The organism is Streptomyces sp. NRRL S-920 (assembly GCF_000717945.1).
GTDB classification, from domain to species: domain Bacteria; phylum Actinomycetota; class Actinomycetes; order Streptomycetales; family Streptomycetaceae; genus Streptomyces; species Streptomyces alboniger.
The window spans coordinates 1-21,259 of record NZ_JODF01000007.1; the positions used below are offsets into that span (position 1 = coordinate 1).

The window sequence follows — 21,259 nt, forward strand, 5'->3', positions numbered from 1 at the left end:
TCTTCGTCGGCAGCGTCAGATGTGTATAAGAGACAGGGGGTGGGGCGCGGGGGGTGGGGAGATGTTCTCGCGACGACATTAGTCCGCACCAGTTGGGCTCCGGAGGGGTGGGAGCAGGATCCCCATCACGCAGGGAAACCGGGCGTGGACGCATTGATAACCCGACTCTGGAAGGTTTCGTGCATGAACCCCCCAATCGGGACCAAACGACAAGCCCTCAGGGACCCCTCAAGGGGTCACTGCACATATCGAGGTCGCTGCCAACCCCCATTGGCGTGGGAAAGGTCACAGCTTGGATCGAGTCTGACCCGGAACTGTCAGAGGGTCATGAGGCCTTGCAGGAAAGGCAGGTTGACGTCTTCGAGGGAGGGGACGACCGTGCGGCCCGCTGCCGGCGGGATGGGCGCGACCGACGGCACGGCCACCACCCGGCAGCCGGCGGCCTCCGCGGCGGCGACCCCGGTCGCGGTGTCCTCGATGACGGCGCATCTGGCGGGGTCGGCGCCGAGTCCCGCGGCCGCGATGAGATAGGGGTCGGGGTGGGGCTTGGTACGGGCCACCTCGTCGCCCGCGACGGTCAGTTCGAAGTGGTGGGCGCCGATCGACGCGAGGATGCGGTCGATGATGCGCCGGTGCGAGGCGGAGACCAGGGCCATCGGGACGCCGTGCGCGGCGAGTTCGGCGAGCAGGCGCGCGGCGCCCGGCATCAGCGGCAGGGTGCGGCCGATGCGGTCCTCGAAGCCGTCGTTGAGCAGTACGGTCAGCTCGCCGACCGTGATGTCGGCGCCCGTGGAGTCGATGAGGAAGCCCGCGCTGCGCGTCATGGGGCCGCCGACGACGACATCGCGCCAGGCCTCGTCGAGGGTGTGGCCGAGCCGGGCGAAGACCTCGACCTCGGTGTCCCACCAGAAGCCCTCGGTGTCGACGAGGGTGCCGTCCATGTCGAGGAGGACGGCCTGGAGAGCGGAGCCTTCGGCCGTCCGGGTGCCGAGTGCGGGAACCGTACTGGTCATGCGACCACGCCTTCCATGAGGGACGAGAAGGCCGGCTGCCCGCTTGTGACAAGGAGGCAACCGGCCTGCGCTGGACCGACCAGTGTACGACGGGCGTGGATCAGCGCGCGTTGAAGTACTTCGCCTCGGGGTGGTGGATGACGATCGCGTCGGTGGACTGCTCCGGGTGGAGCTGGAACTCCTCGGAGAGGTGGACGCCGATCCGCTCCGGCTGGAGCAGCTCGGCGATCTTGGCGCGGTCCTCCAGGTCGGGGCAGGCGCCGTAGCCGAGGGAGAAGCGGGCGCCGCGGTACTTCAGGGCGAACATGTCCTCGACGTCGGCGGGGTCCTCACCGCCGAAGCCGAGTTCGGCGCGGACGCGGGCGTGCCAGTACTCGGCGAGGGCCTCGGCCAACTGCACGGACAGGCCGTGGAGTTCGAGGTAGTCGCGGTAGGAGTCGGCGGCGAACAGCTCGGCGGTGGCCTCGCCGATCCTGGAGCCGACGGTGACGACCTGGAGGCCGACGACATCGGTCTCGCCGGACTCCTCGGGGCGGAAGAAGTCCGCGAGGCACAGTCGGCGGCCGCGGCGCTGGCGCGGGAAGGTGAAGCGGGTGCGCTCGGAGCCGTCGTCGTTGAGGATGATCAGGTCGTCGCCCTTGGACACGCACGGGAAGTAGCCGTGCACGACGGCCGCCTCCAGCAGGTTCTTGGTGTGCAGCTCGTCCAGCCAGCCGCGCAGCCGGGGGCGCCCCTCGCTCTCGACGAGTTCCTCGTACGAGGGTCCGTCGCCGGTGCGGGCCTGCTTCAGGCCCCACTGGCCCTTGAAGAGCGCGCCCTCGTCGAGCCAGGAGGCGTACTCCTTGAGCTGGATGCCCTTGACGACGCGGGTGCCCCAGAACGGCGGGGTGGGCACGGGGTTGTCGGTGGCGACGTCCGAGCGGGCGGGCCCGTCGGTCTCCTCGGCCTCCAGGAGGGCCGTGGTGGCCTTGGTGGGGACGCGGCGCTGCTTCAGCTCGGGCAGGGTCGCGCCGGGCACGCCGCGCTTGACGGCGATGAGGGCGTCCATCAGGCGCAGGCCCTCGAAGGCGTCGCGGGCGTAGCGCACCTCGCCCTCGTAGATCTCGTGGAGGTCCTGCTCGACGTACGCCCGGGTGAGGGCGGCGCCGCCGAGGATCACCGGGAAGTCGGCGGACATGCCGCGCTGGTTCAGCTCCTCCAGGTTCTCCTTCATGATCACGGTGGACTTGACCAGGAGGCCGGACATGCCGATGACGTCGGCCTTGTGCTCCTCGGCGGCGTCCAGGATCGCGGAGACGGGCTGCTTGATGCCGAGGTTGACGACGTTGTAGCCGTTGTTGGACAGGATGATGTCGACGAGGTTCTTGCCGATGTCGTGGACGTCGCCGCGGACGGTGGCCAGCACGATGGTGCCCTTGCCCTCGTCGCCCTCGACCTTCTCCATGTGCGGTTCGAGGTGGGCGACCGCGGTCTTCATGACCTCGGCGGACTGGAGGACGAACGGCAGCTGCATCTGGCCGGAGCCGAAGAGTTCGCCGACGACCTTCATGCCCTCCAGGAGGGTGTTGTTGACGATGTCGAGGGCGGGCGTGTCCTGAAGGGCCTCGTCGAGGTCGGCCTCCAGGCCGTTCTTCTCGCCGTCGATGATGCGGCGCTGGAGGCGCTCGTCCAGGGGCAGGGCGAGGAGTTCCTCGGCCTTGCCGGCCTTCATGGACTTGGTGGAGACGCCCTCGAACAGCTCCATGAGCTTTTGGAGGGGGTCGTAGGCGGGCTCGTCCCCCTGCTGGGGGCGTCGGCGGTCGTAGATGAGGTCGAGCGCGGTGGTGACCTGCTCGTCGTCGAAGCGGGCGATCGGCAGGATCTTGGAGGCGTGCACGATCGCGGAGTCCAGGCCCGCCTTGACGCACTCGTCGAGGAAGACGGAGTTGAGCAGCACGCGGGCGGCCGGGTTGAGGCCGAAGGAGATGTTGGACAGACCGAGGGTGGTCTGTACGTCGGGGCGGCGCCGCTTGAGTTCGCGGATCGCCTCGATGGTGGCGATGCCGTCCTTGCGGGACTCCTCCTGGCCGGTGCAGATGGTGAAGGTCAGGGTGTCGATGAGGATGTCCGACTCGTGGATGCCCCAGTTGCCGGTCAGGTCCTCGATCAGGCGCTCGGCGACGGCGACCTTGTGCTCGACGGTGCGGGCCTGGCCCTCCTCGTCGATGGTCAGCGCGATCAGGGCGGCGCCGTGCTCCTTGGCGAGCGCGGTGACCTTCGCGAAGCGCGACTCGGGGCCGTCGCCGTCCTCGTAGTTGACGGAGTTGATGACCGCGCGCCCGCCGAGCTTCTCCAGGCCGGCCTGGAGGACGGGGAGTTCGGTGGAGTCGAGGACGATGGGCAGGGTGGAGGCGGTGGCGAAGCGGCCGGCCAGTTCCGCCATGTCCTTGACGCCGTCGCGGCCCACGTAGTCGACGCAGAGGTCGAGCATGTGCGCGCCCTCGCGGATCTGGTCGCGGGCCATCTCGACGCAGTCGTCCCAGCGGCCCTCCAGCATGGCCTCGCGGAACTTCTTCGAGCCGTTGGCGTTGGTGCGCTCACCGATCGCCATGTACGCGGTGTCCTGGCGGAACGGCACCGTCTGGTAGAGGGAGGCGGCGCCCGGCTCGGGGCGCGGGTCGCGGGCGGGGGTCTGCATGCCGCGTACGCGCTCGACGACCTGGCGCAGGTGCTCGGGGGTGGTGCCGCAGCAGCCGCCGACCAGGGAGAGGCCGTAGTCGCGTACGAAGTTTTCCTGGGCGTCGGCCAGCTCGGGGGCCGTCAGGGGGTAGTGGGCGCCGTCCTTGCCGAGGACGGGCAGGCCCGCGTTGGGCATGCAGGAGATCGGGACGCGCGAGTGGCGGGCGAGGTAGCGCAGGTGCTCGCTCATCTCGGCCGGGCCGGTGGCGCAGTTCAGGCCGATCATGTCGATGCCGAGGGGCTCCAGGGCGGTCAGGGCCGCGCCGATCTCGGAGCCGAGCAGCATGGTGCCGGTGGTCTCGACGGTGACCGAGCAGATCACCGGGAGGTTGGCGCCGGTGGCGTCCAGGGCGCGGCGGGCGCCGAGGATGGCGGCCTTGGTCTGGAGGAGGTCCTGGGTGGTCTCGACCAGGAGTGCGTCGGCGCCGCCCGCGATCATGCCCTCGGCGTTGATCTGGTAGGCGTCGCGCAGCGTGGTGTAGGGGGCGTGGCCGAGGGTGGGGAGCTTGGTGCCGGGGCCCATGGAGCCGAGGACCCAGCGCTGCTGGCCGGTCCTGTCGGTGTACTCGTCGGCGACCTCGCGGGCGATGCGGGCGCCGGCCTCGGACAGCTCGAAGTTCCGCTCGGGGATGTCGTACTCGCTGAGGGCCGCGAAGTTCGCGCCGAAGGTGTTGGTCTCGACGCAGTCGACGCCGACGGCGAAGTACTCCTCGTGCACGGAGCGCACGATGTCGGGGCGGGTGACGTTCAGGACCTCGTTGCATCCTTCGAGGTTCTGGAAGTCCTCGAGGGTGGGGTCCTGCGCCTGGAGCATCGTGCCCATCGCGCCGTCGGCCACGACCACCCGGGTGGCGAGGGCCTCGCGCAGGGCGTCGGCTCGGGCCCTGCTCTCGGGCGAGACGGGCGTGGACTGCGAGGACGGGGTCGGCGACGAGGCCATGAATGAGCTCCCTGGAGTGCGACGGCTGTCGGCTTTGCGCCTTCTGTTGGAGGGCGCACTCGGTCAGGGTAGCCGGGACCAAGGTCCCGTTGGGAAGTCGTCCACGGGGCGGACGGGGCCGGACGGGCGGAACGCGGTTGTCACGGCATTAGCGAGAGGTCGACAACGACCGATAGTGTTCAGCATTGTCGAACGTCGAGTGTGGTGCTAGGGGACGGAGGTCGGGGCTGCGATGGCACGCAACATCCAGTCGCTCGAAAGGGCCGCGGCGATGCTGCGACTGCTCGCGGGCGGCGAGCGACGGCTCGGTCTCTCGGAGATCGCCTCCGCGCTCGACCTCGCCAAAGGTACGGCCCACGGCATCCTGCGCACCCTCCAGGCGGAGGGCTTCGTCGAGCAGGATCCCGCGTCGGGCCGCTACCAGCTGGGCGCCGAGCTGCTGCGCCTCGGCAACAGCTATCTGGACGTGCACGAGCTGCGGGCCCGCGCCCTGGTGTGGACCGACGACCTGGCCCGCTCCAGCGGCGAGAGCGTCCACCTCGGCGTGCTGCACCAGCAGGGCGTCCTCATCGTCCACCACGTCTTCCGGCCCGACGACAGCCGCCAGGTCCTGGAGGTGGGGGCCATGCAGCCGCTGCACTCCACGGCGCTCGGCAAGGTCCTGTCCGCCTACGACCCGGTCGCGCACAACGAGGCCGTCGAGGTCGAGCGCGAGGCCTTCACCGTGCGCACCGTGACCGACCCCGAGGGCTTCGAGGGCGTCCTGGACCTCACTCGCGCGCGCGGGTACGCGGCGGACGTCGAGGAGACCTGGGAGGGCATCGCCTCCGTCGCCGCCCCCATCCACGACCGGCGCCGCATGCCGGTCGGCGCGGTCGGCGTCACCGGGGCCGTGGAGCGCGTCTGCAAGGACGGGGAGCTGCGTCCCGAGCTGATCGCCGCCGTACGGGACTGCGCGCGCGCCGTCTCCAGGGACCTGGGCGCCGGGCGCTTCTGAGCTGCGCCGAGGCCCGTTCGAGCTGCGGAATCACCGATAGCGCGAAACGATCAATAACGATCGTGTTTTCAATAACAGAACCCTTGACGGGCAAGTAACACGGGGGTGAGACTCGCGTCCATCGGTCGGCATTGTCGAACACCTACCGGCATTACGCGTTAGAGTGTGACAAGGCCAAGGGCCGGCAACGACCTCACCTGAGGTCGCGGACCACCGGAGGGACCCGGGGTTCGCCTTCCCCTGGACGAAGGACAAAGGAGTCGCGGGTGTCCAGCTCCGACATCTTCATCGGCGAGACCATCGGTACCGCCGTGCTCATCCTGCTCGGCGGTGGCGTGTGCGCCGCCGTCACGCTCAAGCGCTCAAAGGCCAAGGACGCCGGCTGGCTCGCGATCACCTTCGGGTGGGGCTTCGCCGTTCTGACGGCCGCCTACATCGCGGGGAGCCTCTCCGGCGCCCACCTGAACCCGGCGGTCACGCTCGGCCTCGCCATCGAGGGCGGCACCAAGTGGAGCAACGTACCGCTCTACCTGGCCTCGCAGCTGCTCGGCGCCATGATCGGTGCCGTCCTGGTGTGGGTCACGTACCTGGGTCAGTTCAAGGCCCATCTGACCGACCCGGAGATCCTCGCGGCGCAGCCCGCCGAAGAGGGCATGGTCGACCAGAAGGCGGCCCCCGCGGCCGGCCCGGTGCTCGGCGTCTTCTCCACCGGCCCCGAGATCCGCAACTACGTGCAGAACGTAGCCACCGAGATCATCGCCACGGCCGTCCTGGTCCTGGCCATCCTCACGCAGGGCCTGAACGACGGCGGCAACGGCCTCGGTGTGCTCGGCGCCCTGATCACCTCCCTCGTCGTGGTCGGCATCGGCCTCTCGCTGGGCGGCCCCACGGGCTACGCCATCAACCCCGTCCGCGACCTCGGCCCCCGCATCGTCCACACGCTGCTCCCGCTGCCGAACAAGGGCGGCTCGGACTGGTCGTACGCCTGGGTGCCGATCGTCGGTCCGCTGATCGGCGGCGCCATCGCCGGCGGTCTTTACAACGTCGCGTTCAAGTAGACCCGCGACAGCGACCGATGACCGCCTAAGACGCATGAGAGCCGTCAGAGAAGAATTCTGGAGCACACCGTGACCGACGCACACACCGCAGGCCCCTTCATCGCGGCCATCGACCAGGGCACCACGTCCAGCCGCTGCATCGTCTTCGACAAGGACGGCCGGATCGTCTCCGTCGACCAGAAGGAGCACGAGCAGATCTTCCCGAAGCCGGGATGGGTCGAGCACGACGCCACCGAGATCTGGACCAACGTCCAGGAGGTCGTCGCCGGGGCCGTGTCCAAGGCCGGCATCACCCGCGACGACATCAAGGCGATCGGCATCACCAACCAGCGTGAGACCACGCTGCTGTGGGACAAGAACACCGGCGAGCCGGTGCACAACGCCATCGTCTGGCAGGACACCCGCACCGACGCGCTCTGCAAGGAGCTGGGGCGCAACGTCGGCCAGGACCGCTTCCGCCGCGAGACCGGCCTGCCGCTGGCCTCCTACTTCGCGGGCCCGAAGGCCCGCTGGCTGCTCGACAACGTCGAGGGCCTGCGGGAGCGCGCCGAGGCGGGCGACATCCTCTTCGGCACCATGGACTCCTGGGTCATCTGGAACCTGACCGGCGGAGTCGACGGCGGCAAGCACGTCACCGACGTCACCAACGCCTCCCGCACCATGCTGATGAACCTCCACAAGATGGAGTGGGACACGCGGATCTGCGAGTCCATCGGCGTCCCCGCGCAGATGCTCCCCGAGATCCGCTCCTCCGCCGAGGTCTACGGCGAGGTCACCGGCGGTCAGCTCGGCGACCTGCTCGGCGGCATCCCCGTCGCCTCCGCGCTCGGCGACCAGCAGGCGGCCCTGTTCGGCCAGACCTGTTTCGCCGAGGGCGAGGCCAAGTCCACGTACGGCACCGGCACGTTCATGCTCATGAACACCGGTGACAAGGCCATCAACTCCTACTCGGGCCTGCTGACCACGGTCGGCTACCAGATCGGCGACCAGAAGCCGGTCTACGCCCTGGAGGGGTCCATCGCGGTCACCGGTTCGCTGGTGCAGTGGATGCGCGACCAGATGGGCCTGATCAACTCCGCCGCCGAGATCGAGACGCTCGCGTCGTCGGTCGAGGACAACGGCGGCGCCTACTTCGTGCCGGCCTTCTCCGGTCTGTTCGCCCCGTACTGGCGCTCCGACGCCCGCGGTGTGATCGCCGGTCTGACCCGGTACGTCACCAAGGCGCACATCGCGCGCGCCGTCCTGGAGGCCACGGCCTGGCAGACCCGTGAGATCACCGACGCCATGACGAAGGACTCCGGCGTCGAACTCGCGGCCCTCAAGGTCGACGGCGGCATGACCTCCAACAACCTGCTGATGCAGACCCTCTCGGACTTCCTCGACGCACCCGTGGTGCGCCCGATGGTGGCCGAGACGACCTGCCTCGGCGCCGCCTACGCCGCCGGTCTCGCCGTCGGCTTCTGGTCCTCGACCGACGAGCTGCGCGCCAACTGGCGGCGGGCCGCCGAATGGACCCCGAACATGGACGCGGGCACCCGCGACCGTGAGTACAAGAGCTGGCTGAAGGCCGTGGAACGGTCCATGGGCTGGCTCGATGAGAGTGGCGAGGAGTAAGACAATGACCACCCAGCAGAGCGTCCCTGCCCTCGGGACGCATCCGGCTGCCGGCCTCAACCCGAGCCGCGCCGAGACCCGGGAGCAGCTTTCCAAGGCGACGTACGACCTCCTGGTGATCGGCGGCGGGATCCTGGGCATCTCCACCGCCTGGCATGCCGCGCAGTCGGGACTGCGGGTGGCCCTGGTGGACGCCGGCGACTTCGCCGGCGCCACCTCCTCCGCCTCCTCCAAGCTGCTCCACGGCGGTCTGCGCTACCTCCAGACCGGCGCGGTGAAGCTGGTGGCGGAGAACCACTTCGAGCGTCGCGCGGTGTCCCGTCAGGTGGCCCCCCACCTGGCGAACCCGCTCACCTTCTACCTGCCGGTCTACAAGGGCGGCCCGCACGGCGCCGCCAAGCTGGGCGCGGGCGTCTTCGCGTACAGCGCGCTGTCCGCGTTCGGTGACGGCGTCGGCCACCTGCTGTCGCCCTCCAAGGCCGCGCAGGACGTGCCGGAGCTGCGCACCGACAACCTGAAGGCCGTCGCGGTCTACGGCGACGACCAGATGAACGACTCCCGTATGGCCCTGATGACGGTCCGCGCGGCCGTCGAGGCCGGTGCCGCCGTCCTCAACCACGCCGAGGTCACCGGACTGCGCTTCACCAAGGGCCGGGTCACGGGCGCGGAGCTGAAGGACCGCATGAGCGGCGACGAGTTCGGCGTCAACGCGCGCCTCGTCCTCAACGCCACCGGGCCGTGGGTCGACCACCTGCGCAAGATGGAGAACCCGGACGCGGCGCCCTCCATCCGCCTCTCCAAGGGCGCGCACCTGGTCCTCAAGCGCACCGCCCCGTGGAAGGCCGCGCTGGCCACGCCGATCGACAAGTACCGCATCACGTTCGCGCTGCCGTGGGAGGACATGCTCCTGCTCGGTACGACGGACGAGGAGTTCGAGGGCGACCCGGCGGACGTCAAGGTGACCGAGGCGGACACCGCGCAGATCCTGGACGAGGCCGCGTTCTCCATCCGCGACCAGCAGCTGTCGCGCGACCTGATCACGTACTCCTTCGCGGGTCTGCGGGTGCTGCCCGGCGGTCCCGGCGACACCTCCAAGGCCAAGCGCGAGACGGTCGTCACCGAGGGCCGCGGCGGCATGCTGTCGGTCGCGGGCGGCAAGTGGACGACGTTCCGCCACATCGGCCGTACGATCATGAAGAAGCTGGAGTCGCTGCCGGGCCACCCGCTCGGCGACGACTACGAGCCGATCTCCGAGCTGCCGAAGAAGCTGCCGCTGCCCGGCATCGCCAACCCGCGCGCCGTCGCCCACCGCCTCCTGGTGGACGGCCCCGCGCCCGGCCCGCGCATGGCCGCCGACACCGCCAAGCACCTGGCGACGCACTACGGCTCGCTCTCCTTCGACATCGCCCGCCTGGCGAACGAGAACCCCGAGCTGGCCGAGCGCGTCCACCCCGACGCCCCGGAGATCTGGGCGCAGGTCGTCTACGCCCGGGACAACGAATGGGCCGAGACGGCGGACGACGTGCTGCGCCGCCGTACGACGCTGACGATCCGCGGCCTCGCCACGGACGACGTCCGCGGCAGGGTCGAGGACCTGCTGAAGAAGAAGGCCTGACGGCCACTCAGCGGTGACGTGTAAGGGGCAGCCTCTCTGGAGGCTGCCCCTTACGCGTATCCGGGTCCTGGACCACCTGTGACGGGTCGCGGCAGCGGGCTACGATCCCAGGAACACCCGCTGACCCCGCCCTGGAGTGATCAATGACTCTCCTGACGACCTGGCCGGAGGCCGGGCCGGAGACCGTGGTGCGCCGCACCTCGGACCCCGCTGAGATCGCCGCCGCGCTCGCCCCGATCGGTGTGCGGTACGAGCAGTGGCCGGTGCGCGAGGACGTGCCGGCCGGCGCGGGCGGCGACACGGTCCTCGCCGCGTACCGCACGGAGATCGACAAGCTCAACGCCGAGGAGGGCTTCAGGACCGTCGACGTCGTGGCGCTGCATCCCCCCGCCGACGGGGCCGACCCCGAGTGGCCGGTGAAGGCGGCGGCGGCCCGGCGGAAGTTCCTGGCCGAGCACACGCACGACGACGATGACGAGGTGCGCTTCTTCGTCGCGGGCGCCGGGATCTTCTACCTCCACGCGGCTGGTGAGGTACACGCGGTCTACTGCGAGAAGGGCGATCTGCTGGGCGTGCCGCGCGGCACCACGCACTGGTTCGACATGGGCACCTCCCCCGCCTTCACGGCGATCCGCTTCTTCCACGAGGAGGACGGCTGGATAGGGAACTTCACGGGCAGCCCGATCGCGGACCGCTTCCCGGACTTCGACGCGATCCACGCGGGATACGCGGGGCGTGCGGGGCACGCGGGGACCGCCGCGTGAGTGTCCGGTTCGACGTGGACGCCGTGGTGCTCGACATCGAGGGCACCACGAGCGCCACCGGGTTCGTGGTGGACGTGCTGTACCCGTACGCGCGCGACCGGTTCGGCGCGCTGCTCGCCTCGCGGGGCGGGGAGCCCCAGGTGGCGCGGGCCGTCGCCCAGGTGCGGGCGGAGATCGGTGAGCCCGGCGCCGACGCGGCCCGGGTGGAGCAGGTGCTCGGCGAGTGGATCGACGAGGACCGCAAGGCCACACCCCTGAAGACGCTCCAGGGCATCCTCTGGGCGGAGGGCTTCGCGCGCGGGGAGCTGGTCTCGCACTTCTACCCCGACGTCATCCCGGTCCTGCGGCGCTGGCACTCGGACGGGGTGCGGCTGTACGTCTACTCGTCGGGCTCGGTCGCGGCACAGCGGGCGTGGTTCGCGCACTCCGCCGAGGGCGATCTGCTGGGCCTCGTCAGCGGGTTGTACGACACCGAGAACGCGGGGCCCAAGCTGGAGCCGGACTCCTACCGGGCCATCGCGGCGAGCACCGGCACCGGGCCGGGGCGGCTGCTCTTCCTCTCCGACCGGCCCGGCGAGCTGGACGCGGCGCGGGCCGCGGGGTGGCGGGCCGTCGGGGTGCGGCGGGCCGGTGAGCCCTACGCGGACGCCGAGTTCGGTGACCATCCCCTGGCCTCGGCGTTCTCCGAGATCACCCTTGCCGCGAGGAGTAGTTCATGACCGGGACCACCCCTGCCACCGACGCGCTGGACCTGGCGGAGGCGGGGGCCGTGCTGGCCGCAGAGGCCGCGCGGTTCGCGGCGCTCGGCTGGATGCGGGGCACGTCCGGGAATCTGTCCCTGGTGCTGTCGCGGGACCCGCTGCGGCTCGCGGTCACCGCCAGCGGGCGGGACAAGGGCGAACTGACCCCGCCCGACGTGGTGTTGACGGACGGCGAGGGCGCGGCGGTCGGTCCGGGCCGCCCGTCGGCCGAGGCGGCCCTGCACGCGCGCGTGGCGCGGCTCACCGGTGCGGGGGCCGTCGTGCACGTCCACACCGTGGCCTCGGTGGTGATGGGCCGCCGCTCGCCCGAGGGGATCCGCTTCGAGGGCCTGGAGATGCTGAAGGGCCTCGGACATCCGACGCACGAGGTCGCGGTGACCCTGCCGGTGATCGCCAACAGCCAGGACATGACGGAGCTGGGTGACCGCCTCGAAGCGGCGCTCACCCCGGGGATGCCGGCGGTCGTGGTGGCCGGACACGGGATCTACGTATGGGGCGCGGACCCGCGCGAGGCGAGGCACCGGACCGAGGTCGTGGAGTGGCTGCTGGAGTTGGCGGCGGCGGAGGGCTGAGACTCCGCCGGCCCACGCCGACTCCCGCGGTCTGCGCCGGGCTCGCCTCGGGCCGACTCTCCGCGGCGCGCTCGCCTCGGGTGGGTCGGGCCGCGCCGGGCTCACCTAGGGCCAGCTCGGTCCGCGCCGCGCCACGCCTCGCCTCACCTCGCGCCAGTTCGGGCCGCGCCGCGCTCACCTCAACCGACTCGCGCCGCGCCCCACCTCGGGCCGACTCGATTCGCGCCGCGCTCCCTCGGACCAGCTCGCCCCGCGCCTCGACTCGGACCGGGTCGGGCCGCACCGCGCTCACGCCTCACCTCGCGCCAGTTCGGGCCGCGCCGCGCCCACCTCAACCGACTCGCCCCGCGCCCCACCTCGGGCCGACTCGATTCGCGCCGCGCTCCCTCGGACCAGCTCGCCCCGCGCCTCGACTCGGACCGGGTCGGGCCGCACCGCGCTCACGGCGGCGGGGCCTCGGGCTACTTCAGGTGGTCGCCCGGCAGTTCCCCCGCCCCCACCTCCAGTACGCCCCGCTCCGTTACCAGTGCCGTCACCAGGGAGCCCGGGGTCACGTCGAACGCGGGGTTGTGGCCGCGTGAGGACGTCGGGGCCGTGCGGACGCCCGCCCACTCCAACACCTCGTCCTCGCCGCGCAGTTCGATGTGGATGGCGTCGCCCGTCGGCGTGGCGAGGTCCACCGTCGTGGTGGGCGCCGCCACCATGAACGGGATGCCGGCGTGGGCGCACGCCAGGGCGATGGCGACCGTGCCGACCTTGTTGGCCGTGTCGCCGTTGGCGGCTATGCGGTCCGCCCCGACGATCGCCGCGTCGACCTCGCCCCGCAGGATCGTGCCGGCCGCGGCCCCGTCGGCCTGGACGTAGTGCGGGATGCCCTCCTGGACGAGTTCCCAGGCCGTCAGACGCGCCCCCTGGAGCAGCGGGCGGGTCTCGTCCGCGTACACCGCCTCGATCCGCCCCCTGGCGTGCAGTTCGCGGATGACGCCGAGCGCCGTGCCCCAGCCCGCCGTGGCGAGGGCGCCGGTGTTGCAGTGGGTGAGGACGCGCAGGGGGCGGTCCGTGCCGGGGCCGACGCGCTTGAGGAGCCAGTCCGCGCCGTGGGCGCCCATCGCGTGGTTGGCCTCCAGGTCCTCGCGGACGACCGCGTCCGCCTCCGCGAGCACCGCGGTGATGCCCTCGTCGACGCGGGCCGCCACCCGGTCCACGCACACCATCAGGTTCACCGCGGTGGGCCTCGCCGCGCGGACGCGGGCGATCTCCGCGTCCAGCCGGGCACGGTCCCAGCCCTCGCGCTCGGCCTGCGCCATGGCGAGCGCCACCCCGTACCCGCCCGCCGCACCGATCGCGGGGGCGCCGCGGACGACCAGCCGCACGATGGCGTCGATCAGCTGGTCGACGGTGGTGACGTCGAGCCGTTCCAGGATGTGCGGGAGGGCCGTCTGGTCGATGAGGGACAGGGAGGGGTACGGTGTGCCGCCCGTCGCGGCCGCCGTCCACGTCACGGCGCGCAGCTGCCGGCGGCTCACCGGGGCGAATCCGAGCTGTTCATGGGCTCAACTCCGAGGGAACGAGGGCGATTCCGGCCCAGGAGGGGGGCGCCGCCACCGTACCCGACCCCCCGCCTCGGCGGCGTACGCGATGATCCTCGCCGTGCAACCACCACCGCTAGGAGCAGGAGCCCCCTCATGACGCCCCTCACCGATGCCCTGCCCGTCACCCGTGTTCCGCGCACCGGCCTGCCCGCCCGAGCCGTCGTGGTCGGCGACCCGGGCCGCGCGGCCGCCGTCGCCGACCTGCTGGACGACGCGAAGGAGGTCTCGTACCACCGCGAGTACCGCGCCTTCACCGGCACCTGGCAGGGCACCGAGGTCGTCGTCGCCTCGCACGGCGTCGGCGCCCCCGGCGCGATCCTGCTCTTCCAGGAGCTGGCCGAGGCCGGTGTCCGCACGTTCCTGCGGCTCGGCACGGCGGGCGCGATCCGCCCCGGCATCCGCGACGGCGATCTGGTCATCGCGGACGCGGCGGTACGCGACGACGGCGTGACCCAGCAGCTGATCCCCGCCGAGTACCCGGCGTTCTCCGCCCCCGAGGCGGTCGTCGCCCTCCAGCGCGCGGCCCGGGAGGCCGGTGCTCCCTACCACCGGGGCGTGGTGTGGACACGGGCGGCGTTCCAGCCGGGCTTCCTGCCGCTGCCCGGCGAGGCGTACGCGGCGGCGGGTGTCGCCGCCATCGAGATGGAGCTGTCCGCGCTGTACGTCTTCGCCTCGACGCACGGCCTGACCGCGGGCGGCGCGCTGGTGGTGGATGGGGCGAACGCCGACGACCTGGTCGACGAGGGCGCCCCCTTCTCGACGGGCGGCTACGACCCGCACCGTGACGTGGTCGCCCGAGGGGTCGACCGGGGCGCCCGGATAGCCTTGGACGCGCTGCGTCTGCTGGCCGCGGCCGAGCACTGAACGACGTAGCGAGCAGGAGTACGGAACCGATGCGCCCCACCGACCTGCCGGCCCAGGCCCGCGGCGGCCCGATAGACCTGCTGGTGCACGGGGGTGACGTACTGACCGTCGACGCGGAGGGCACGCTCGTACCGGACGGCGCGGTGGCCGTGCGCGCCGGACGCGTCGTCGAGGTGGGCCCCGCGCGGCGGCTGCGCACGGCGTACGAGGCCGCCGAGGAGATCGACGCCCGGGGCTGCCTCGTCCTGCCGGGTCTCATCAACACGCACACGCACCTCGCGATGAACGTGCTGCGCGGCATCGCCGACGACGTCACGTTGCAGGGCTTTTTGGAGCGGGTGATCCCGCGCGAGGCCGAGATTCTCTCACCGGCCACGGTGCGGGCGGCCCTCGGCGCCGCGATCGCCGAGTCGGTGCGCGGCGGGGTCACCACCGCGCTGGACATGTACTGGTTCCACGAGGCCGCCGAGGCCGTGGCCCGCGAGGCCGGGTGGCGGCTGCTCACCGGGCCGACGTTCATCGACGTACCGGGCCCGCCGGACGGGCGCCCCTACGCGCGGCGGATGGGCTGGGCGGCCGCCGACCTGGCAGCCCGCACCCCCGCCCCCGGCACCCGCCGCGTCGTCTTCGCGCACTCCGCCTACACGCTGGACCCCGCACAGCTGACGGAGATCACCGCGCTCGCCCGGGAGCACGACGCCCTGCTGCACCTGCACGCCGCCGAGAACGCGGGCGAGGTGGCGATGGTCGCCGAGCGGTACGGCAGGCGCCCCGTGGAGCTGCTCGACTCGCTCGGCGTCCTCGGCCCCGGCACGCTGCTCGCGCACGCCGTCGACCTCACCGACGCGGAGATCGCGACGCTGGCCCGCACGGGCACGGCCGTCGCGCACTGCCCGGTGTCGAACCTGAAGCTGGGCTGCGGCATCGCGCGCGTGCCCGAGCTGCTCGGCGCGGGCGTCACGGTGGGCCTCGGCACGGACGGCGCCGTCAGCTCCAACACCCTGGACGTGCTGGGCGCGGTGAAGGTCGCCGCGCTCGTGCACAAGGCGGGCGGCGACCCCACGGCGGTCGGCGCCGAGCAGGCCGTGCGCATGGCGACGATCGAGTCGGCGCGGGCACTCGGCCTCGGCGACCAGCTGGGCTCACTGGAGGCGGGCAAGCGCGCCGACCTGATCGTGCTGGACCTGGACCGGCCGCACCTCGCGCCCCGGCACGACCCGTGGTCGACTCTCGCGTACGCGGCCGCGTCCGGTGATGTGCGGGACACCGTCGTCGAGGGGCGGATTCTGATGCGCGGGCGCACCCTGCGTACGCTGGACGAACCGGCTGTCCTGCGCGCCCTGCGGGACGCGGCAACCGACCCCGAAGTGACGAGTACCGCATGACGTCCGACGTACCCGCCCCCACCGCCTCCTACGAGCCCACCCGCGGCTTCACCGGCCGCGCCCGCGCCGCCGACCGCGACCCGCGCCTGCCGCCCGGCCAGTACGACGCGCGCGACGGCTGGCCCGTCCTGTCCGCCGAGGTGACCCCGCGGCTGACCGCCGCCGAGTGGACCTTCCGTATCGACGGGCTCGTGGCGGCGCCGCGCACCTGGACCTGGGACGAGGCGCACGCGCTGCCTCCTTCCGAGTACCGCGGCGACATCCACTGCGTGACCAGCTGGTCCAAGTTCGGGGTGCGCTTCGGCGGGGTGGGCCTGGACACGTTCCTCGCCGCCGCCCGCCCCCTCCCGGGGGCCTCGCATGTCGTCGCGTACTCCCACACCGGCTACACCACCAGCCTGCCGCTCGCTGATGTGACCGGCGGCAAGGCGTGGATCGTCTGGGAGTACGAGGACGGGCCGCTGCCCGCCGAGCACGGCGGGCCCGCCCGGCTGATCGTGCCCCACCTCTACTTCTGGAAGAGCGCCAAGTGGATCGCGGGGCTGCGCCTGCTGGACCGCGACGAGCCGGGCTTCTGGGAGCAGAACGGCTACCACCACCGGGGCGACCCGTGGGCCGAGGAGCGTTACGCAGGTGACTGAGAACCCGCAGGACATCTTCGTGCCGCCGACGCGGTTCGCCGTGCCCGGCCGGATCGCCGTGAGCGGCGGCGCCGCGGCCCTGTGGCAGCGCGCGCTGATCACGGACATCCGCCGGGAGACCCCGGCCGTCTCGACGTTCCGGCTCAAGGTCCCCGACTGGCAGGGGCACTTGCCCGGCCAGCACCTCATGCTGCGGCTCACGGCGGCGGACGGCTATGTCGCCCAGCGGCACTACTCCATCGCCTCCGCGCCCGACGGGAGCGGCGAGATCGAGCTGACCCTCGACCATGTGCCCGGCGGGGAGGTGTCGGGGCATCTGCACACCGTCGCCCGCGTCGGCGACACCGTCGAGGTGCGTGGGCCGCTGTCCGGCTTCTTCGCCTGGCCGGGCGACCGCCCCGCACTGCTGCTCGGCGCCGGGTCGGGCGTGGTGCCGCTGATGTCGATGGTCCGCCACCACCGCCGCACGGGTCTCGGCCTGCCCCTGCGCCTGGTCGTCTCGGCGCGCACGCCCGAGGACCTGATCTACGCCGACGAGTACGCCGATGAGACCACCGTCGTCCTGACCCGCACCGAAGGCCGTCTGAGCGCGCGGCACTTGGCGCCCTTCCTGGGTGACGGGGGGCGGCCCGAGGGTGGCTGGGAGGCGTACATCTGCGGCTCCAACGGTTTCGCGGAGCACGCCTCGCGGCTTCTGGTGGAGGGCGGCCAGCCGGTGGACCGGATCAGGATCGAACGCTTCGGCTGAAGCGGCGCCGCGCCAGGCCGCGGGAACTCCGTCCTCGGAGGCGGCGAGATCCTGGGCGGCCGTGCACATCGCGAGCGTGGAGCAGTGGCCGCGCTCCACGCTGTGACACCGGCGCACTCCACTGCGTGACAAGGCCCGCATCCCAGCCCGAACCCGCCGTTTCCCGGCGCCTCCCCTGGGCAGTGATCATGCACTCCCCCACGCAAGGGGGCTGCGGAGGGCCCCCGCCGACGCCGTAAGGTTGGGGCGTACGCAAGGGAACGTCGGAAGGAGGCCTGGGTGATCGAGCTCGAGGGGGTTCCCGAGCTGGTCGACCCGGTCATGGTGGCCGCGTTCGAGGGCTGGAACGACGCCGGCGACGCCGCCTCCGCCGCGGTCGCGCACCTCGACAAGGAGTGGAAGGGCGAGGTGTTCGCGGCGCTGGACGCCGAGGACTACTACGACTTCCAGGTCAACCGCCCCACCGTCTGGCTCGACGACGGGGTCCGCAAGATCACCTGGCCGACGACCCGGCTCTCGGTGGTCCGCGTCGGCGGTGACAAGCCGCGCGACCTCGTCCTGGTCCGCGGAATCGAGCCGTCCATGCGCTGGCGGTCGTTCTGCAACGAGATCCTCGGCTTCGCCCATGAGCTGGGCGTCGAACTGGTGGTGATCATGGGTGCGCTGCTGGGCGACACCCCGCACACCCGTCCCGTCCCGGTCAGCGGCGTGACGTCCGACCCGGACCTGGCGCGCACGATGGACCTGGAGGAGACCAAGTACGAGGGCCCGACGGGCATCGTCGGCATCCTCCAGGAGGCGTGCACGCACGCGGGAGTTCCGGCCGTCAGCCTCTGGGCCGCCGTCCCGCACTATGTCTCGCAGCCGCCGAACCCGAAGGCCACGCTCGCGCTCCTCAACCGCCTGGAGGACCTGATCGACCTGCGCATCCCGCTGGGCGAGCTGGCCGAGGACGCGCGCGCCTGGCAGTTGGGCGTCGACCAGCTGGCCGCCGAGGACAGCGAGGTCGCCGAGTACGTCCAGTCCCTGGAGGAGGCGCGGGACACCGCCGAACTGCCGGAGGCCTCGGGCGAGGCCATCGCCCGGGAGTTCGAGCGCTATCTGCGGCGGCGTGACGGGGACGGAGGGACGTTCCTGCGGGACGCCCCGGCCGACCGGACGCGTCCGCCCAAGCCCAAGCCCAGCCCGCGGCCCGGCCAGGACGCCGAAGGACCGAGCGCCGAGGGATCGAGCACCGAAGGACCGAGCGCCGAGGGCGAGAGCGACGGCGAGGGGTCCGGCGCGGCCGATTCCTCGGACGACTGAGGTTTCTTTCTCACCAGTAGGGCGGTTCCCGTAACGGGGGCCGCCCTGCTGCCGTGCCTGTGGCCGAATTGCACGGGTTTCCCTTTTCAACTTCTTCTCAAACACCGTTGCTCAAAACAGGGGTGGACGACTCGGTCCGCGAGGAGCAGGGTGTGCCCCGAAGGCGCGGCGCAGCGCCCGGCACGGCACCCGAAGGAGCGAAGGGAGCGGTGAAGCGATGACCGACCAGGCAGACCCGGTACGGGAACCAGGCGCCGGCGGGCCGGGCCCCGACGGGGCGGGATTCACCTATCGAGGAGCCGAGCAGGAGCTGATCGTCGTGGCCCGGCCCGAGGCCCGGCTGCGCGCCGCGGAGGGGGAGGTCCACTCGGCGTCCGGCTCCGACGTGTCGGCCCTCAATATGTTCCTCTCCGACGAACAGCTCACCCTGGAGCCGTTGTTCGGCAACGAGGACCGCCTGCGGACCGCCGCGCCCACCCGCATCGCCGAGGACGACGTGCCCGACCTGGCCCTCTTCTACCGGGTGCGCGGTGGCGAGGACCGGGCGCAGGAGCTGGGCTCGCGGATGGCGGCGCTGCCCGGCATCGACACGGCGTACGTCAAGCCGGGCGCCGTCCCGGCGTCCATCGACCCCTCGCCGACCGGCCCGCCCGACCTCGACGAGACGTCCTCGCGCCGCAAGGAGGGCATGCCGGCCACGCCCGACTTCACCGGCCGCCAGGGCTACTTGAACCCGGCGCCCGAGGGAGTCGACGCCCGCTGGGCCTGGCAGCGCCTCGGCGGCTCGGGCGAGGGCGTCACGGTCGTCGACGTCGAGGGCGCCTGGCAGCTGCGCCACGAGGACCTCGCCGCCAAGCTGGCGGGCGTCGTACTCGGCACACCCCTCCAGGACCTGGCCTGGCGCAACCACGGCACCGCCGTCATCGGCGTCATCGGCGGCGACCGCAACGGCCTCGGCATCACCGGTATCGCACCGCGGGCCGTGACGGCGGCCGCCTCGTTCCAGCCGCTCGGCACGGCTGCCACCATCCACGCGGCGGCCGAGCGGCTGGGCCGAGGCGACATCATCCTGATCGAACTGCACCGCCCGGGGCCGAGGTTCGACTTCGAGCGGCGCGACGACCAGAAGGGTTACGTCGCGATCGAGTGGTGGCCGGACGACTACGCCGCGGTGCGCCATGCCACGGCGAAGGGCGTGCTCGTGGTGGCCGCCGCGGGCAACGGCGGCGAGTCGCTCGACGACGCGGTGTACGAGCGCAGGCCGGACGGTTTCCCCTCCTGGTGGCGCAACCCGTTCAACCCCTCCAACCGTTCCTCGGGCGCGGTCCTGGTCGGCGCGGGCGCCCCGCCGCCCGGCACGCACGGCCGCGACCACGGACCCGACCGTTCGCGCCTCGCGTTCTCCAACTTCGGCGGCCGCGTGGACGCGCAGGGCTGGGGCCGCGAGACGACCACGACCGGCGGCTTCTGGGACCGGCCCGGTGACCTCCAGGGCGGCACCGAGGAGATCGCCTGGTACACCGACACGTTTTCCGGCACGTCCTCCGCGTCGACGATCGTGGTCGGGGCGCTGGCCACGCTGCAAGGCATGCTGAAGGCCGCGGGCCAGCAGCCGATGACGCCGGACCGGGCCCGTGCCGTACTGCGCTGCACGGGCTCGCCGCAGCAGGACGCGCCGGGCAGGCCCGCGTCGCAGCGGATAGGCAACCGCCCCGACATCAAGGCGGCGGTCGCGAACCTGCTGCCGTCGGCGGTGGGTTCGGGGCGGGCCGAGCGGTACTGGGACGAGCTGCTCCCGTATCCGCCGGAACTCCCGCCGAGGCTCCGGCTGTTCGTGGCGGGGGAGTGGCGCAACCTCGTCAACCCGTCCCCGGAGACGCGCCAGGCGGTGCACGCCGCCTTCGCCGGGGGCCGGCCGGACGTACGCGTCTGGTACACGGACGACGAGATCGTCGGCCTGGTCGTGACGGGTTGACGGTACGACCAGCACGGGCTGAAGGACACAACCATTGAGGGAAGGTGGCACCCGCATGAGCACCACCCCGCAAATGAGTCAGTCGGGACAGCAGCACCAGGGCCCGAGCACAGCCCCGCCGCAGCAGGAACAGCAGCAAGGGCAGCAGCCGGGCATGCAGGGGCAAGGTATGCAGGGACAAGGCATGCAGAGTCAAGGCATGCAAGGACAGGGCATGCAGGGACAGGGCATGCGGTCCGGTGGCCAGGGGACGCAGCAGATCTCGCCGCAGCTGCGCCGGCAGATCCAGCAGCTCGGTCAGCAGCAGCCGTTCCAGCAACTGCTCCAGCAGTTCGGCCAGGAGCAGCAGCAGATCCCGCAGGCGCAGGCGCCCGAGATCTCCACGCAGGCGCTCGCGTCGAACGTGGCGACGGCGTTCTGGGACGTCGTCGAGCCCCTTCCGGGCCAGGCGTCGACCCTCTATCTGTACATCGAGGACACCTGGAGGGCGTTCATCGATCCCAGCCCGCACACGCACGACGAGGTCCAGAGGGCGTTCGCCTTCGGACACCAGGTGATCGGCTACTACGACCCCGCCAACCCGTCGTACCTGCTGGCCATCGTGGTCAGCCAGTGACCCGCACGCGAGTCGCGCGCCTCGCGTGAACACACGGCGGCGCCGGGCGGAGGGTTCCCCGCCCGGCGCCGCTCCTTTGTG

The 21,259-nt window shown here is 71.9% G+C and carries 17 protein-coding genes and 1 pseudogene; 15 read left to right on the plus strand and 3 right to left on the minus strand.

Going from position 1 to position 21,259, the window contains the following annotated elements; all coding sequences use genetic code 11:
* Positions 1-317 precede the first annotated feature (317 nt).
* Complete coding sequence (locus tag IG54_RS0107385; RefSeq protein ID WP_030778764.1) at positions 318-1,013, minus strand: HAD family hydrolase; 696 nt, start codon at positions 1,011-1,013, stop codon at positions 318-320.
* Between the two features lie 100 nt (positions 1,014-1,113).
* A complete protein-coding gene (gene metH, locus IG54_RS0107390; protein WP_030778765.1) occupies positions 1,114-4,671 on the minus strand; it encodes a methionine synthase in 3,558 nt (1,185 codons plus the stop codon).
* Positions 4,672-4,903: 232 nt separating this feature from the next.
* Here metH and IG54_RS0107395 point away from each other — a divergent pair, with 232 nt between their 5' ends.
* The 7 genes from IG54_RS0107395 (at position 4,904) to mtnB (ending at position 12,052) form a co-directional block, all read left to right on the plus strand.
* Positions 4,904-5,668: an IclR family transcriptional regulator gene (locus IG54_RS0107395; protein ID WP_030778767.1), complete on the plus strand. Its 765-nt coding sequence runs from the start codon at positions 4,904-4,906 to the stop codon at positions 5,666-5,668.
* A gap of 266 nt (positions 5,669-5,934) precedes the next feature.
* Positions 5,935-6,726 carry an MIP/aquaporin family protein gene (locus IG54_RS0107400; RefSeq protein ID WP_030778774.1) on the plus strand — a complete coding sequence of 264 codons (792 nt, stop codon included), beginning with the start codon at positions 5,935-5,937 and terminating at the stop codon, positions 6,724-6,726.
* 69 nt (positions 6,727-6,795) lie between these two features.
* Positions 6,796-8,340, plus strand: coding sequence for a glycerol kinase GlpK (glpK, locus tag IG54_RS0107405; protein ID WP_030778776.1), 1,545 nt, complete (start codon positions 6,796-6,798; stop codon positions 8,338-8,340).
* Positions 8,341-8,344: 4 nt separating this feature from the next.
* Positions 8,345-9,955 carry a glycerol-3-phosphate dehydrogenase/oxidase gene (locus IG54_RS0107410; protein WP_030778778.1) on the plus strand — a complete coding sequence of 537 codons (1,611 nt, stop codon included), beginning with the start codon at positions 8,345-8,347 and terminating at the stop codon, positions 9,953-9,955.
* Between the two features lie 143 nt (positions 9,956-10,098).
* Positions 10,099-10,719: a 1,2-dihydroxy-3-keto-5-methylthiopentene dioxygenase gene (locus tag IG54_RS0107415; RefSeq protein ID WP_030778780.1), complete on the plus strand. Its 621-nt coding sequence runs from the start codon at positions 10,099-10,101 to the stop codon at positions 10,717-10,719.
* Positions 10,716-11,438, plus strand: coding sequence for an acireductone synthase (mtnC, locus tag IG54_RS0107420; protein WP_030778782.1), 723 nt, complete (start codon positions 10,716-10,718; stop codon positions 11,436-11,438). Before IG54_RS0107415 ends, mtnC begins: the two co-directional genes overlap by 4 nt.
* Positions 11,435-12,052, plus strand: a complete 618-nt coding sequence (gene mtnB / locus IG54_RS0107425; protein ID WP_030778784.1) for a methylthioribulose 1-phosphate dehydratase — start codon at positions 11,435-11,437, stop codon at positions 12,050-12,052. Before mtnC ends, mtnB begins: the two co-directional genes overlap by 4 nt.
* A gap of 461 nt (positions 12,053-12,513) precedes the next feature.
* On the opposite strand, the gene mtnA is transcribed toward mtnB, so the two are convergent.
* A complete protein-coding gene (gene mtnA, locus IG54_RS0107430) occupies positions 12,514-13,578 on the minus strand; it encodes an S-methyl-5-thioribose-1-phosphate isomerase (RefSeq protein ID WP_030778786.1) in 1,065 nt (354 codons plus the stop codon).
* A gap of 159 nt (positions 13,579-13,737) precedes the next feature.
* Here mtnA and IG54_RS0107435 point away from each other — a divergent pair, with 159 nt between their 5' ends.
* The 8 genes and pseudogenes from IG54_RS0107435 (at position 13,738) to IG54_RS0107465 (ending at position 21,178) form a co-directional block, all read left to right on the plus strand.
* A complete protein-coding gene (locus IG54_RS0107435) occupies positions 13,738-14,508 on the plus strand; it encodes a nucleoside phosphorylase (RefSeq protein WP_030778788.1) in 771 nt (256 codons plus the stop codon).
* 29 nt (positions 14,509-14,537) lie between these two features.
* Positions 14,538-15,893: an amidohydrolase gene (locus tag IG54_RS0107440; protein WP_051819335.1), complete on the plus strand. Its 1,356-nt coding sequence runs from the start codon at positions 14,538-14,540 to the stop codon at positions 15,891-15,893.
* Positions 15,890-16,534, plus strand: coding sequence for a sulfite oxidase-like oxidoreductase (locus tag IG54_RS0107445; protein WP_030778792.1), 645 nt, complete (start codon positions 15,890-15,892; stop codon positions 16,532-16,534). Before IG54_RS0107440 ends, IG54_RS0107445 begins: the two co-directional genes overlap by 4 nt.
* Positions 16,527-17,282 carry a ferredoxin reductase gene (locus tag IG54_RS0107450; RefSeq protein WP_030778794.1) on the plus strand — a complete coding sequence of 252 codons (756 nt, stop codon included), beginning with the start codon at positions 16,527-16,529 and terminating at the stop codon, positions 17,280-17,282. Before IG54_RS0107445 ends, IG54_RS0107450 begins: the two co-directional genes overlap by 8 nt.
* A gap of 34 nt (positions 17,283-17,316) precedes the next feature.
* Positions 17,317-17,388 (plus strand): annotated as a pseudogene (locus IG54_RS41225) (GntR family transcriptional regulator); the annotation flags it as partial.
* A 173-nt stretch (positions 17,389-17,561) separates the two neighbouring features.
* Positions 17,562-18,587 carry a PAC2 family protein gene (locus IG54_RS0107455; protein ID WP_051819336.1) on the plus strand — a complete coding sequence of 342 codons (1,026 nt, stop codon included), beginning with the start codon at positions 17,562-17,564 and terminating at the stop codon, positions 18,585-18,587.
* A 217-nt stretch (positions 18,588-18,804) separates the two neighbouring features.
* Positions 18,805-20,562: a S8 family peptidase gene (locus IG54_RS0107460; RefSeq protein WP_030778798.1), complete on the plus strand. Its 1,758-nt coding sequence runs from the start codon at positions 18,805-18,807 to the stop codon at positions 20,560-20,562.
* A gap of 199 nt (positions 20,563-20,761) precedes the next feature.
* A complete protein-coding gene (locus tag IG54_RS0107465; protein WP_234336052.1) occupies positions 20,762-21,178 on the plus strand; it encodes a hypothetical protein in 417 nt (138 codons plus the stop codon).
* Positions 21,179-21,259 lie beyond the last annotated feature (81 nt).